Genomic DNA, 14,478 nt, shown 5'->3' with positions numbered 1-14,478 from the left:
GCTTTACTAACCGTGGCAATTGGTGTAAATGTATTGCCGTTATAAACTAAACGACCGTAAATATCGTCTGCAATAATCAACAGACCGTGTTCTACTGCCCACTCCCCAATAGCGCGCAGTTCTTCTTTGGTGTAAATCATCCCTGTTGGATTAGAAGGAGAATTTAATAAAATAGCCACGGTCTTTTCCGTACGAGCTGCTTCTAATTGGGCCACGGTGACTTTAAAATCATCTTCTAACAAGCCTTCCACAAAAACTGGCACGCCTTGTGCTAATTTCACTTGTTCCGCATAACTCACCCAATAAGGTACCGGGATAATCACTTCATCTTCCTGATCCAAAATAGCTTGGAACAAAGCATATAACGCAAATTTCGCCCCATCGGTCACAATGGTTTCTTCAATCTTGTAATCCAAACCGTAATACGTCTTCATATAGTCCACTACTGCTCGGCGCAATTCTGGAATCCCAGCAGCCTGGGTATAGAAGCTCGCCTCACCGCTGTGAATCGCCGTTACTGCGGCTTCTTGGATATTTTTCGGCGTTGGAAAGTCTGGTTCTCCCACTGTCAGACTTAAGACATCATAGCCCTCTGATTTTAATTGCTTTGCCTTGGCTGCTGCGGCTAATGTCACAGAAGGTTCCAATTGCATGGCTCGTTTGGATAATTTCATGAAGTTTCTCCCCTTTTAGATATTGCTGATTTTATTAATTTCTTCGCCTTTATCAAAAGACACTAAGACATAATTTACTTTTCCGGATTCAGAAGTGGTGGTCACTTCCCAAGCCGGTACCTCTTTGTAAATTCCTAGCTTGGCTTGTTTAACCTTTTCTTTCGGATAAGCTTTCGCCACGGTTTGCAAGGCAGCTAGTTCAGTTAAGCCGTCTTTTTGATTTAACACCGTTACTTTATTGCCATCTTTTGGCACAATAACGGCGATTTCTTTACCTGACTTATCTTGACCTAATAAACTAAAGTAGGTGTCTTCTCTCGTGAACCAGTAAAAATCCTCCACTGCTTCTAAATCCGTGTATTTTTTCGCAATGGTGGTAGCCTCTTCTTTTGCTTGAGCCATTGGTCGATTGCTGCGGTACATCAAACTGATAAAGCCAAGGATAAAAATAATTAGCGCGAGGGCAACCCCCACTAGCGTCCATTCTAAACGCCGATTTTTCTTTTCCGTTGCCATCTTCTCAACTCTCCTGACTCTGGCAAGCACCAATGAAAACACGAACATTATCCGAAAAATTAATTGTTTCAGCCGTATTTTCAAGTGATTTTATTATACCAGATTTCTTTGCATAATTACTCATTTTTTTCTTGATTCTCTGCTTTTTTTAAATCGGTTAGCACTGTTTCAATCTCCAGTAAGGAGGTGATTTCCGGTTTAACTTTTGGTGGAAAAGCTTTGGTCAAACGTTTTCCATAACTAGTGGTAACCAGACGACGATCTAAGACAATCATCACTCCATAGTCATTTTGCCCTCGCACTAAGCGTCCATAAGCTTGACGCAAACGCAAAGCAGCTTTCGGCAATGTTTCTTGGGAAAAGGCATTTATCCCTTGTTCTTCTAAATACTGAGTGCGGGCAGCAACTAGGGGGCGTTTAGGATTTTCAAAAGGTAGGCGCGTTACAATTAAAACTTCTAATTGTTCTCCTGGTAAATCCACCCCTTCCCAAAAACTGTCGGCGCCAAAAAGCACGCTGTTTGAAGAACGACTGAAACGACGCAGGAGCTTTTCTCGGCTTCCTCCCACGCCTTGAGCTAAAATTTCCCGTCCTTCAATTAAAAACTGTTTATGCAACGCACTATACACTTTTTGCAAAACTTCATGGGCGGTGAACAAAACTAAAATCGGCCGGTCTACACTTCGAATTAAACTTTCAATACTGGCAATTAAATAGGCATTGTATTCCTCTGGACTTTGTTTGTTCACCACTGGTCCATTTTCCGGTACTAGTAGACGCGTTTGTTCTTCATAGGCAAAAGGTGATTGGATAACTTTTAACTTCGTCTCTGGAATCCCTAAACGATGACTAAAATACTGTTGATTACCGCTAACCTTTAAAGTCCCTCCGATATAAAGAATTTTTTCATAACGGTCATACCATTTTGTTCGAGGCAGTAAAGGTGCTGCAAAATCTAGTAACTGACATTCTCCAGTAATTCGGTTTCTATCTGGAACTAAAAAATGCACCAGCTCTTTGCGCCAATCCGTTAACCAGTTCGCAAAAATTTTCCCAGACTCATTGACAAAAGCCAAGTATTCTTGAAAATCTGTCAATAAAAGTTCCGTCCTAGCCTTTGTCTCTTGTTCCAGCTGTTGGCAAGTTGCTAAAAGCTTGCTCCCTAAAAAGTTGGCTTCTTCATAGTATAAGCACAATTTATCTTTGGCTTTTTGGACTTCTAAAGGTAAACTAGTCAACTCGGCTTTGGTAATCACTAATTCTTGAAGCTCAGAATCTTTAGTTTGCAAAAGTGAAGTTAAAAGAATTTCTTGATTTTCCACTAATGCGTGGAGTTCTTGGATGTACAAAGCCAAAGTGGATGAAAAACTAGCATCATTTCCCACAAGGACTAGCACTTGTTCAAAGAGGCCTCCATCGGCAGTAACTTGATGCATTTTTTTGCGAAACACACCCGTCGAAACCACTTGACGTTCTGCCTGTTCACAGTTTTCTGCCAAATGATGGGCTTCATCAATTACCAAATAACGGCTTTTGGGCAATAGGGGTTGTTTTCGCAATGACTCCCGGGCTAAAAAAGCATGGTTAACAATTAATAAATTACTAGCTTTCATCCGTTGACGCAAATGCCGCAAAAAATCATAGGCATAAAATGGACTCTTTTCATCCAAACTAGCTAAACCACGATGACAGACATCTTGGAAGAAGGGATGATTTAAACGAATCATATTTAATTCATCAAAATCTCCGGTCTCTGTTTGGGTCAACCAAACCAACGTAGCCATTTGATAAAGTTGATATTGCTTTTGCTTAGGGAAGTCAGACAGCTTGGCTTTAAAACGAGCCAAATCCAAGTAATGCCTTTGCCCCTTCACTACGGTACCGACTAAGGGTTGCGGTAAAACTTTATTCACTTTTGGCAAATCCTGCTTTAGCAACTGATCTTGCAATAACAACGAAGCAGTACTCACGATTAACGGCTCTTCTGGTGTCGCTAAATAAGCTAATGGCAATAAATAGCCAATCGTTTTTCCCATACCGGTAGCAGCTTCTATCATCAGATTTTTGTTGACTTGTTTTGTCTCTGAGGACTCTTTGGGCGCTGCAAAATGGCGATAAACCAAATTCATCAAGCGAGCTTGCTCCTTATAAAAAAACAGCTCACTGCCAAAAAGTCGCTCTTTCCCTCGTTTTTTTAAAGGAAAAGACCTTTCGTAAAGATTATGGGTAAACAAAGGAACCACTTTTTTTCGCAGGGCGACACCTTCTACCACTTGCAATTCTTCAGCTAAAGGCGTGGTCAACTGTCTCTTTTCTTGAGTGATCATTTTAATGAAGCTTCCCGTTTGCATCCCTGTCTGATCTGCTAATCGAGAAATCTGTTCCATGGTCACCAAAGGCAAAGCACGCATCACGGATTCAATATAGAGCAACAATGCCGCCGTCACTTCTGCGTCACTATCCGCCTGATGGGGATTTTCATGGGTCAAACCAAAGCGTTCAGCTAAATCCATTAGCCGAAAACTAGGTTCTTTAGGTAAAAAGATTTGGGCTAATTCTACCGTATCAATACCCGGAATTTTTAATTTAGGCATACCACAGCGAATAAATTCATGGTTTAAAAACTGATAATCAAAATAAATATTGTGAGCCACAAAAATTGTATCTGCCAATAAATTGTATAACGTGGGAGCAATGTCCTCAAAATAAGGGGCTTTTTGCACCCGGGCATTAGAAATTTTCGTTAAATTTTGGATTTGTTTGGAAATCATTTTATTGGGATTAACATCTGTCGCAAAACGATTAATGATTTTTCCGTTTTTCACTAGAACGCAGCCAAATTGAATGATCCGATCAGTTTTTGGATCAGTCCCAGTGGTCTCAATGTCCACCACTGCATAGATTTGATCATTTCTCATAATTGGCAACCTCTCTTTCACATCGAGGAAAATTATACTACAGTAAGAGCTTACCGGGCAACTAAGGGGGCAAATCGTTAAAGAAACCAAAAAAGACCAAGCCCAAAACGGACCTGGCCCTGTAGCACAAACTTAATTAGACAATTTTACTCAAAATGTATTCTTTTAATTGTAGAAACTTTTCATCCATTATTACGTGATTGTCATTGGCTAAGGCTTTACGTGCATAATCTACTTCAATGGTTTCAACAATTTTTCCCGGTCCTTTTGACATCACCAAAACTTTCGTCCCTAAAGACAACGCTTCTTCAATATCATGAGTAATCAAGAAAATAGTTTTACGATCTGTTGCCCAAATTTTTCGCAGTAAAGCTTGCATATTCATTCTCGTTAAAGCATCTAATGCGCCAAAAGGTTCATCCATTAAAATCAACTCTGGCTCATTAACCAAGGTGCGTGCCATGGAAACCCGTTGTTTCATTCCCCCGGATAACTCAGAAGGATAACGTTTTTCAGCTTCTTTTAAACCGATTTGTTGTAAATAATAATCAATGGCTTGCTGGGTTTTCTCTCTCGGAATTTTACGCATTTTTAAGCCGTATTCAATATTTTTACGTACGCTTAGCCAAGGATATAAAGTAGGCGATTGAAAGACTACGCCCCGGTTCCAATCCGGGCCAGTAATCTTTTCCCCGTGCATCTCACAACTGCCACTTGTGGGCTCTAAATAACCAGCTAATAGTTTTAATAACGTGCTCTTGCCACAGCCAGAAGGTCCTACTAAACAAATAAACTCTTCTTTGTTAATCGTCAAGTCTGTTGATGCAATAGCTTGCAGCCTCTCTTTTTTAGAAGTATAAACGACTTCTGCTTGTTTTATGACTACCATTTTTTCTGTCATCGAATCATTCACCTTCTGAAACTATTGATTACTTTTTTATCGAGCTACTAGTTTTTCAATATAAGTAGAATTAATAAACTGATGAACTTGCTTTTCACCGGGAACCACAGTAATCGATTTTTGCTCTTTTAAAAATTCTGCAGTATCAAGGAAGACTTGGTGGAATTGGCCTGGTTTTTCTGCTGTGCCAAAATAATCCGCAGAAAGCTGTTCTTCAGGTGTCAGCCAAGTAGAACCTTTCATTTGAGTAAGAGCTTCAGCAGTTTCCAATTTCAAATCTTTGGCAACCGCCTCCGCTGCAACTTCTGGCTGACTTGTATATAACTCTCGTCCTTTTGATAAAGCCGCTAAATAATCTACCACTAAATCAGGGTATTTTTCCGAGAATTCTTTTCTGACCAAATCAATGTTTGTAGTCATGTAGCCTTTTTCAGCCAATTGTTTACTGTCCACTAAGACTGTGCCCGATTCTTTCAACGTAGTTAGCGTTGGCTCCCAAGTATAAGCAGCGTCAATGTCTCCCCTTTCCCAAGCAGCCACAATGTCTGCTGTTTGCATATCCAACAAGGTGACATCATCGGCAATTCCTGCTTCTTCCAACGCTTTCAACAATGAAAAATGGGAAGTGGAGCTAAAAGGCGTGGCAATTTTCTTTCCTTTAAGGTCACCAATATCTGTAATACCAGAATCATTTCGGGCCACTAACGCTTCATTGGTGCCTAGAACATCGTGAATCCAAATGAGTTCCACTGGTAAATCTTTTGCTAAAGCCACCACGCCGTTTGTATATCCCATTTCAGCAAAATCAATGCTTCCAGAAGCAAAGGCTTGATTAGCTGCTACCCCAGAATCAAAAAAGGTAAAATTGGTTTGAATACCTTTGTCTTTAAAGTATTCGTCAAAATAGTTTTCTGAAATTGCTACTTGCTTGTCATTGGGAACGCGAATGATCCCAATATTGACTTCTTTTGGCTGATTTTCTTCTGCTGTAGCTTTTTGATTCTTACTGCCACAACTCGCCAATACCAAGCCACTTAAAACAGTAGCCACAATCATCATTACTTTTTTCATTTTTTTCTCCTATCCTAGTCTTTATTCTGCTTCCCAAAAGACCACTCGTTTTTCAATTTGTCGTAAGAGCACATCCAACAACACACCAGTTATTCCCATAATAATAATGCCCACAAACATCACATCACTTTTTAAATAGCGACTGGCATCAATGACCATCCAACCAATCCCACTGGTAGCTGCCACCATCTCTGCCGCCACTAGTGTAGTGTACGCAACGCCAATGGCTGTACGCACCCCGGTAAAAATCTGAGGCAAACAAGCAGGAAAAATGATTGTGAAAAATACTTGACGTCTATTGGCACCCAATGATTGTCCACTTAATATGTAATCCTTATTCACTCGTGACACTGCCGATACGCAAGCAACATAAATCGGTGCAAAGGCTGCTAAAAACAATAAGGTGATTTTGGACGTGTCATCAATACCTAACCAGAGAATTAACAACGTATAATATGCCAATGGTGGCAAAGGGCGATAAAATTGTACTAAGGAATCAAAGACTGCTTGAAAAGGCAAAAAATAACCACTTAACAACCCTAAAGGAATCGCCGTAATAATTGCTAAAAAGCTCGCCACAAACATCCGATAAAAACTAATTCCCAACTGGCCCCATAAGCTCGTCCCGTTATAACCATTTTTGGCAATATCCAAAAAAGTTTCCCAAGTTTGTTTGGGAGAGGGAATTAACTGAGAATTGACTAAACCGCTAGTCGTAGCGATCCACCAAAGAGCAATCAGACAAACCCACGTCATAATCATTATTAAATTGAATTTTTTTTTGGTAAATTCTTTCATAGACCATTTTCCTCTATTCATCCATTACGGGTGATTTTTTCAACTACTCCTATAAAATTCACTCATCGGAGAAAAATTTCTCCGATGAGCTAGTTAACGCCTTTTACAATAAATCGAAACGATAATTGGTTACGATTGGTTCTCTGTCTTTGGTTTTATCATTGAAGTATTCATACATGCTAATGCCTAAGAAAGAACCTTGAAGGTTGGACACATTGTCAAAACCTAACATCCCCAAAGCTTTACAAACGTTGTAGCTCCGTTGACTAGACAGGCAATGTACATAGACTGGTTGATCAGTAGGAATCTCGTCCAAACGATTGCGGAATTCGCTCATTGGAATGTTCACCGCATTTTTTAGATGACCTTCTGCATATTCTGCAGGTTCTCTAGCATCCATAATGAACGCACCAGATTCAACTAAATTACGGATCTCCGAAACTGGTGTTTGTTCGTATTCGCCATTTAAAACATTCAAGCCAACTAATGCTGCCATATTGACCACATCTTTAGCAGTACCGAAATCTGGTGAGTAGCACAATTCCAATTCAGCTAAATCCGTTAAGTTTCCATTCATGGTAATCATCGTAGCAATTACATCCACTCGTTTGTCTACGTTGCCTTGACCAATTGCTTGCGCTCCTAGGATTTGACCACTAGGATCTGCGAAAATTAATTTGAAGAAGAGTGGTTTTGCATCGGGCATTAAGCCAACTTTATCTTTAGGAATCACATAAGCTGTTTGGTATGCAATGCCCGCTTTTTGGCATTCTTTTTCGTTCAAACCAGTACAAGCTGCATTTAAATCAAAAACTCGCACCACCGAAGAGCCAATAACACCTTTGTTCACATAAGTCCGACCGTAAATATGGTCAGCTGCCGCTCTTGCTTGCCGTTGTGCAGGACCAGCCATGGTCAAGCGAGTTTTCTTGCCTGTTTGCATATGAGTGACTTCAATCGCATCCCCCACGGCATAAATATGCTTGTCAGAAGTTTGGTAATGATGATTGACCGCAATCCCACCTGTTTCGCCAATTTTTAAGCCAGCTTTTTTCGCTAATTCTGTTTCTGGTGCAACACCAATTGCCATCACTACGGCTTTAGCAGGTACGTGTTTGCCTGAAGCTAAAATCACTTCATCTGCTGTAATGGCAACTACGCTATCTTCAACGATTAACTCTACACCTTGATCCATGATTTCTTTGTGTAAAATTTGCGCCATATCATAGTCAAAGGGCATCATTACTTGATTTGCTGCTTCCACTAGTGTCACGTGTTTACCCGCTAATCGTAAGTTTTCTGCCACTTCCAACCCAATAAAGCCACCGCCGACAACTAGGACATCTTCCACTTGGTGTGCGTCGATATATTCTTTAATTCCAGCAATATCTGGTACATTCCGTACTGAAAAGACGTGCTCGCTATCAATTCCTTCAATACTTTTTGGCATAATAGCCCGAGCCCCTGGAGATAAGATCAATTCATCATAGGCTTCGGTGAAACTTTCTCCTGTTTGGGTATTTTTAACTGTCACGGTTTTGGCTTCTTTGTTAATGTCCGTTACTTCATGGTTAACTTTCGCAATAATATTGTATTGGGCTTTGAATTGTTCTGGTGACATCAATACCAAATTTTCTGCTTTTTCAACGGTACCGCTTAAGTGAAAAGGTAAGCAGCAGTTAGAAAAAGAAACAAACGGTCCTTTTTCAAACATCACGATATCCGCGGATTCATCCAAACGTCGAATACGAGCCGCTGTGGAAGCTCCTCCTGCCACGCCGCCAATCACTACAATTTTCTTTGCCATCATTATTTTTCCTCCATTATCTATTTTAATTTTATGAATAAGTTTTATTTAACTTTCGGAATGGTGCAAGCTTTGCCGGCAAAAACTTTCAAAGCTACCACACCACCAATGGCCATAGCCACTAAGAAAACCCAACCTGAAATCGAAAAAGTACTCATAGCTGAGAATAGCGCCCCAGCATTACAGCCTTTTGCTAAACGAGCCCCAAAGCCCATTAACAAACCACCAACCACGAAGTACCCTGCGTCTTTAACTTGAAAACGGAAGTTCACTTTGAAACGATTAGCCAATAAGAAAGCTACCAAAGCCCCCATGACCAAGCCAAAGTTTCGAATGGTTCCTCCATCTAATAAAATGCTATCAGTACCTAACTCTTGAGAGATTTCAACTAATTTAGGATTGGTGAACTCCATACCAAATTGTTGACCTACAAAAACTGCCATTTTTGAAAAGGCTGAAGTAACGCCCCAAGGTTTGTTTTGTGTCACTAAAATAAAGACCCAAACTACTGCAATCAACATTGCCCCTTTTAAGAACGTCCAACGTTCTACAAACAATTGATGATAAACTTTTTGACCTCTGGTTAGTGGACTATCTACAGTTAATGGTTTTTCAAAATCTTCCCAGTCTCCATAAGGGTCATTGTAAGTTCCGGCCTTTTGACGTTTGCGTTCATAACGAACAATCAGATAAAAAATTACGGCTAAACCAATCAATGAAATTGCCAACGCACCGAAAAAGCCAAACACTTCAGGTAAATACACTTGACCACCGATTTTACCAATTTTACTTCCATCAAGAACATTTCGTGCTACTTCTCCTGGAGCTGAACCAAGAATAAAGAAAATTAGCGTAATCAACGCGCGCCCTTCTCCTTCACCTAGGTCAGTTAATGTTCCTGACGCACAACCACCGGCAAAAATCATACCAATACCAAAAAGGATTCCACCAATTACCGTACCAAGATTAGCAAAGGCCACATTTTGCGTTCCAGGAATAATGCTTTCATTAGCACTAGCCAAATACTCCGGCACAGCACCATTTTGAGCCGCCATCCATTGAATCCCAAATGTGATAAACATGGTGACACCAAACATAATCAGCAAGGCTTTTGTCAAACTACCTTCTCCCCGGACATAAATTCGTTTTACTCCACCGGCAAAACCAAACCGAGCTCTCGATAAAACATAGCCCATTACCACCCCTGCCAGTAAATGCATGGCTAAGGCACCTTTCACATTGTTTAGATAAAATCCTAAACCCACCAATACGACTACCACAGCAAAACCAATCCCAGCTTGAGCTGTAAATACAGATTGATTTTCCTCTAAAGCAGTCACTTCTCGCTTATTTACTTCCTGCATACTTACTCTCCTTTGTTCATTACTTCTCAATAAAAGAGGAACCAATTACACCTATGGAATAACACTCTGCTAGCAGACTCGTGAAACTAGTAACAAGTTCACCTTCCTTGTGAATAATAGAACAAAATCAACGAAATATGAAATTATAAATTATTATTAATCTATAAATTTTACTTATAGCTCTTTTTTCTTTATACTAGGTACGAAAATGAAAGCGAAACAGAATGTGTAAAGGGATGATTCGTTGCTAGACTACCGTTACGAAACTTTTTTAGTTTTGGCCGAAACTTTAAACTACACCCAAGCTGCTTGGCAGTTGAATATTACCCAACCTGCCGTAACCCAGCATATCCATCATCTGCAAGACGATTTAGGAGTGAAATTATTCAGTTATCAAAATAGACGCTTGAATCTAACCGCTCAAGGTAGCTATCTTTTGGCAAGTTTGCAAACCCTCATGCCTGAAATTGCCACGATTCGCAATAACTTGTTAACTTCCAATAGCATTAACATCGGCTGTGGGCGTACCATTGGTGAATACTTTGTTTTTGACAAAGAAACTCCCTTTGCCGTTTTTTTTGAACGTCCTGATATTGCACTTTCCATCGATACCACGAATGTCCTTCTTTCAAAAATTGACAATGGCGAAATTGACATTGGCATTGTTGCCGGTGACTTAAATCCAAATAAATACCAGTTAACGCCTTTAATTAAACAAGAAATTGTGGGAATTGCTTCTCCAAGAAATAGCGGGATTAAGCAAACACATCACTTAACTGATTTACTTTCAGAGACACTAATTTTGCGAGAAGAGGGCTCTGGGGTGATGGATATTTTGCATCAAAAATTAGCGGCAAAACAAATTCAACTCAGTGATTTCAAAAATACTAACCAAATTGCTACCACCACCATTATTAAAAGAATGGTAGCACGCAATAAAGGCATTAGCTTTTTATTTGCCGCCTCGGTTGATGAGGAAATCCAAAAAGGACTTTTAGTAAAGATTCCTCTTGAACCTGCAATTTCTGAGTATTTTTTCATCGCCACCACTAAAGAAAAAGAACAAGATCCGAAAATTAAAAAAACGATTGCCCAACTAATCGAAGCCGTGGCCGCTTCAAAAATCAATGAATAACAACCAAAATAACGCCTCCACGTTAGCTCATTACTAGCATGGAGGCGTTATTTTTGATTGAATGATGGGTTTAAAATAAGAAAGGCTAATCGAACTTTTTCAGCTCTCAAGAAGTAAGACAGAGACCGTTTGAAAAGCCAAACATCATTAGAATTGGTAGTATGAGATTTTTACTTGTGAAAATCCCATACTGCCCTACTACCTTAGTCTACAAGCAAAAAGCCTGACGGAAAGTCCGTCAGGCTCATTAGTTGTAAGCTAAATTATGCTTTGTTTACGTTTGTTGCTTGAGGGCCACGTTGACCTTCTTCAACATCGAAAGTCACTGCTTGACCTTCTTCTAAAGTTTTGAAACCTTCGCCTTGGATAGCTGAGAAGTGAACGAATACATCGTTGCCGTCTTCTGCTGTGATAAATCCGAAGCCTTTGTCAGCGTTAAACCATTTTACAGTACCTGTTTGCATGTTAAGTATCCTCCTGGTGGGGTTTTCCCACGTTTGATTGTGCAATTTCATGTATCGGGTGTTCATGGGAAAGATGTTTAACAAACAAACCTACCATAAGATTCCCTTAACAAAAACTACATTTCATATTGTAACATAGAAAACGACTTCTGCCCAACCTTTTTGTATTTCTCCTAAAAAAGGAGCTTAGAAATCAAAATTCCTAAGCTCTGAATTTTTTTTAATAACGCAAGATGGCTGTCAAGCTCTTTTCATCTGGAGCGTCTTTTTGATCGAGAATGTGTGCTTCCCCACCGTTTTTCAATGTATTGATTACAAGGGTATTCAATACTTGGCGGCGGTCGTATTCCGCATCGGGATCTTCGCCATAGCCGTCAATCAAATTAGAGGTGGCAATAAATAAGTTCGCCACTCGCCCTTCTTTACTAGCTGGCAAGATATCCACCAATTGATCCATAAATTTCTTATCCAGTAAGTTTTGATAAGCAGCAATTTCTTTGTCCGCTAATTGTTGGGCAATTTCTGGAATTATCTTGTTCAACTCGCCGTTACTTAATGTAGCTGGTGAACTAGGAATATTAGCATCCGTGCTAAAGAATGGCGCTTTGGCATATTTTTTAAACATGGTTTGATTTTCAGGCAAAGCAAACAGATACAAAGGATAGCCGGCTTCGTTTTCTAACTCTTCTCGCAAGAACGTGTCCACTGCTTGGTAATAGTTCTTCCAGTCAATTTCCACTTCTTCGTCTTTGGCATTCACACCATGATAAGCAGCTTCTTGGCCTCCATTTTGTCCGCCTTGAGAACGAAAATTCAAGTTACCGCCCGTAATTTCTTCCCCAAGAGCTGTAGGGACATCCACAGGGGCGCCTTTCGGTAAATCCACTTTATTGATTTGACCGTTATCCACGAAATACAGTTCCATAGAATCCCGGTTTAAAGCGAGTAAATAATACGTATAGTTAAATTGAGCGTTACGAATCGCGCCTAAAACGTAAGGAGTATCCCCTACATAGTATTGGTCATCAATGGGGATTTGCAAGCGATGAATCCAAGTGTTTTGAGCTGTCAAGAATACCGCGACACTGGTTGAACCACTGCGCCAGAAGGATTGATCAGCCAATAATGTCTCAATTTTAGTTTGGTAGTTGTTCCAGTCTTCAGCGGGATACTTTTTCTCAAAACGTTTTTTCGCTTCTTTAGCAAAATTCTTAAACTTAATCTGATCTTTTTCCACATCTTGATGTGCCACGTGGGTGTTGAGCATGATGGAGACAAAAGGCCCCAATGTATCTGCTCCCGTCAGTTCTGCCAATAATTCTTTGCCTACTTTCGTCATAAGCGATTCCCTCCTATTATGGATACTAATCCGGTGAGTGGCACTTTAAAAAACGTGCATCACGCTAATTAAAGTGTAACACGCTTACATTTTTCAAGAAAGTAAAACGATTAGGAAGAAAGTCACAAACACCGCTATTTTTTCTCCACTGTTCTCTTTACAAAACAAACATACGTTCTTATAATAAAATCAAAACCTACCTTTAAATTGAAGGATGTGAATACGATGTTAAATTTTGACTATCAAAAAGAGCCATTACGGGACATTCTCTTTCTAGATGTAAAATCCTTTTATGCCACAGTGGAGTGTGCCGCTCGCGATTTAGACCCTTTGACTACCATGCTCGTAGTCATGAGCACTACTGACAATACGGGTAAAGGCTTGATCCTCGCCTCTTCTCCCATGGCTAAAGCAAAATTAGGTATTTCCAATGTAACCCGGGCAAATCACTTGCCCAATCATCCCGATTTATTGCAAGTTGCTCCCCGAATGAACCTTTACATTCAAGAAAATAAAAAATTCAATGCTTTGTTAAAGGAATATGTAGCAGCAGAAGATCATCTGGTTTACTCCATTGATGAAAGCCTAATTGATGTGACGGATTCGATGAAATTATTTTTTCCAGATCCCGGCCTTAGTCGCAGTGAAAAACGCCGACGCTTTGCTCAGCGTATTCAACAAGAAGCTAAAGAAAAACTAGGATTGGTGCTTTCGGTTGGGATTGGAGACAATCCTTTATTAGCCAAACTAGCCTTGGATAATGGCGCCAAGCACAGTCCGGTTTTTCAAGCCCAATGGCGTTATGGCGATATTCCTAAGACGGTTTGGCGAATTCCCCACATGCAAGACTTTTGGGGAATCGGTTCTTCTATGGAAAAAAATTTTTATCGTCTAGGCATCGATAGTATTTACCAGTTAGCCCACACCGACGCAGAACTGCTCTATCAAAAGTTTGGCATTATGGGGCAGCAACACTATTATCACGCAAACGGCATTGATCGCACTCGGCTTGCTGAAGCAGCGCCGATAGCAAAAGAAAAATCCTATGGCAACAGCCAAGTTCTGCCTAAAAATTATACTCAAGCAAGGGAAATCGAGGTAGTCCTAGGTGAAATGGCGGAACAAGTGGCTGCCCGTATTCGCCGTCACGGCTGTTTAACCCAGTGTGTCAGCCTCTTTATCGGCGGTGCTATGGGTGAAAAAAACGGTTTTTCCTATCAGATGAAAATCCCCGCCACGGATAATACCAAAAAATTGAAGGCCTATTGTCTTTTCCTCTTTCGTAAATATTACAAAGGACAAGTGGTTCGTCACATAGGAGTCAGCTACTCTCGCTTGTTATTTACACAAAGCCGTCAGCTCAGTCTCTTTCAAAGTCCCGAAGAAAATGAAGCTGAAGAGCATTTGGATCAGGTAATTGATCGCATTCGGGAAAAATATGGCTTCACTGCCATCATTCACGCAACTAGTAAATTAGCCGGTGCCCGAAGC

Annotated in this window: 12 protein-coding genes; 2 read left to right on the top strand and 10 right to left on the bottom strand. The window is 40.3% G+C overall.

Annotation, left to right across the window (positions count from 1 at the left end):
* The 8 genes from AB5754_RS11695 to AB5754_RS11660 all read right to left on the bottom strand — a co-directional run.
* Nucleotides 1-674: aminotransferase class I/II-fold pyridoxal phosphate-dependent enzyme (locus tag AB5754_RS11695; RefSeq protein WP_368259610.1), on the bottom strand; the 674-nt coding region annotated here is incomplete at its 3' end.
* A 15-nt stretch (nucleotides 675-689) separates the two neighbouring features.
* Entirely contained in the window at nucleotides 690-1,190 is a 501-nt protein-coding gene (locus AB5754_RS11690; protein ID WP_311833251.1) for a DUF5590 domain-containing protein, read from the bottom strand.
* 116 nt (nucleotides 1,191-1,306) lie between these two features.
* Complete coding sequence (locus AB5754_RS11685; RefSeq protein ID WP_368252087.1) at nucleotides 1,307-4,108, bottom strand: helicase C-terminal domain-containing protein; 2,802 nt, start codon at nucleotides 4,106-4,108, stop codon at nucleotides 1,307-1,309.
* 136 nt (nucleotides 4,109-4,244) lie between these two features.
* The gene (locus tag AB5754_RS11680; protein WP_368252088.1) at nucleotides 4,245-5,009 is read right to left on the bottom strand and encodes an ABC transporter ATP-binding protein; all 765 of its coding nucleotides are present in this window, start codon (nucleotides 5,007-5,009) and stop codon (nucleotides 4,245-4,247) included.
* A gap of 36 nt (nucleotides 5,010-5,045) precedes the next feature.
* Nucleotides 5,046-6,080: an ABC transporter substrate-binding protein gene (locus AB5754_RS11675; RefSeq protein WP_368252089.1), complete on the bottom strand. Its 1,035-nt coding sequence runs from the start codon at nucleotides 6,078-6,080 to the stop codon at nucleotides 5,046-5,048.
* Nucleotides 6,081-6,101: 21 nt separating this feature from the next.
* Nucleotides 6,102-6,878 (bottom strand): ABC transporter permease, encoded by a 777-nt coding sequence (locus AB5754_RS11670; protein ID WP_368252090.1) that lies wholly within the window; start codon nucleotides 6,876-6,878, stop codon nucleotides 6,102-6,104.
* Between the two features lie 103 nt (nucleotides 6,879-6,981).
* Complete coding sequence (locus AB5754_RS11665; RefSeq protein WP_368252099.1) at nucleotides 6,982-8,685, bottom strand: FAD-dependent oxidoreductase; 1,704 nt, start codon at nucleotides 8,683-8,685, stop codon at nucleotides 6,982-6,984.
* Nucleotides 8,686-8,729: 44 nt separating this feature from the next.
* Entirely contained in the window at nucleotides 8,730-10,049 is a 1,320-nt protein-coding gene (locus AB5754_RS11660) for a YeeE/YedE family protein (protein ID WP_368252091.1), read from the bottom strand.
* A 244-nt stretch (nucleotides 10,050-10,293) separates the two neighbouring features.
* Between AB5754_RS11660 and AB5754_RS11655 the strand changes: the two genes are divergently transcribed.
* Nucleotides 10,294-11,184 (top strand): LysR family transcriptional regulator, encoded by an 891-nt coding sequence (locus AB5754_RS11655; RefSeq protein WP_368252092.1) that lies wholly within the window; start codon nucleotides 10,294-10,296, stop codon nucleotides 11,182-11,184.
* A 263-nt stretch (nucleotides 11,185-11,447) separates the two neighbouring features.
* Here AB5754_RS11655 and AB5754_RS11650 read toward each other — a convergent pair whose 3' ends face one another.
* Both AB5754_RS11650 and AB5754_RS11645 read right to left on the bottom strand, forming a co-directional pair.
* On the bottom strand, nucleotides 11,448-11,648 hold the full coding sequence (locus AB5754_RS11650) for a cold-shock protein (protein WP_311833249.1): 201 nt from the start codon (nucleotides 11,646-11,648) through the stop codon (nucleotides 11,448-11,450).
* Between the two features lie 220 nt (nucleotides 11,649-11,868).
* Nucleotides 11,869-12,987, bottom strand: coding sequence for a hypothetical protein (locus AB5754_RS11645; RefSeq protein WP_368252093.1), 1,119 nt, complete (start codon nucleotides 12,985-12,987; stop codon nucleotides 11,869-11,871).
* A 225-nt stretch (nucleotides 12,988-13,212) separates the two neighbouring features.
* Here AB5754_RS11645 and AB5754_RS11640 point away from each other — a divergent pair.
* Nucleotides 13,213-14,478, top strand: a 1,266-nt coding sequence (locus AB5754_RS11640; RefSeq protein ID WP_368259609.1) for a Y-family DNA polymerase, incomplete at its 3' end; no start/stop codon positions are given.

The organism is Enterococcus sp. 2201sp1_2201st1_C11_2201SCRN_220225 (genome assembly GCF_040925905.1).
GTDB lineage: Bacteria > Bacillota > Bacilli > Lactobacillales > Enterococcaceae > Enterococcus_C > Enterococcus_C asini_A.
This window is presented reverse-complemented; position numbering and strand designations above follow the sequence as displayed.